A 913-nucleotide genomic window follows, 5' to 3' on the forward strand; every position below is an offset into this window, starting at 1 on the left:
CCGGCGGCCGGAGCGCGCCGCGCCGCCGCGCGCAGCCGCACCGCGCGGCGCTCGCCGCGGTGCGCCGCCGCGTACCATGCCGCCTCGATCGCGCCCGCGAGCGCCACCGCGCCGGCGCCGGCCAGTCCGGCGGTGCGGTACGGGCGCTCCACCTTCGGCACCGTGGCCGTGTACTTGATGCCGAACACGTCGACGTACTCCACCGTCTCGGTCGAGCGGCGCTCGAGGAAGGCGAGCGCCACCCCGCCGGCGGTGGCCGCAAGCACCGCCAGCCCCCCCACCGGGCGGCCCGTGTAGAACTGCCCGAAGCCGGGGACGACGACGCCGCGGCCGAGCGCGCCCATCGGGCTGTACGCAGGCGCGCGCAGCGCCTGCACGGCGCGCAGCACCTGCGCGCGGTCGGGGCCCGCGGAGGGCGACGAGACGTACGTCGCCAGGTCGTCGGCCGCGCCGCGGTCCTGACCCAGCGCCAGCCGCGCGAGCCCGCGGTCGTACACCGCCTCGGGGGCGCTCGGCACCTGGCGCAGCACCTCGTCGAACGCGGAGACGGCGGCGTCGTAGCGGCGCGCGTCGAGGGCGTCGACGCCGCGCTGGAAGGCCGCGCGCGCCACCGCGTCGAGCGGCGCCGCGGCGCCGCGCCCGCCGAGCCGTGCGAGGCGCGTGCGGACCTCGGGGGCCTCGCGCCCCTCGGGTGCCAGCACCAGGTAGCGGCAGAGCGCCGTGGTGGCCGTCGCGCGGTCGCCCGTCTCCTCCGCGGCGCGCGCGAGGTCGTAGGCGAGCACCGGGTCGGCCGGGTCGAGCGAGGCCGCGCGCGCGAAGGCGTCGCGCGCCGCGCGCGACTCCCCGTTCAGCGCCAGCTCGCGCGCCCGCGTCGCCTCGGCGGAGTCGGATCCTAGCCATGTCGTTCTGTGTG

1 protein-coding gene is annotated in these 913 nt (G+C 79.6%); it reads right to left on the reverse strand.

Translation table 11 applies throughout. The annotated features are described in order from the left end of the window. Positions 1–913 (reverse strand): tetratricopeptide repeat protein (locus tag PYV61_RS25895; RefSeq protein ID WP_275836773.1); only part of this gene is annotated, 913 nt, incomplete at both ends.

The organism is Roseisolibacter sp. H3M3-2 (assembly GCF_029211165.1).
Lineage (GTDB): Bacteria > Gemmatimonadota > Gemmatimonadetes > Gemmatimonadales > Gemmatimonadaceae > Roseisolibacter.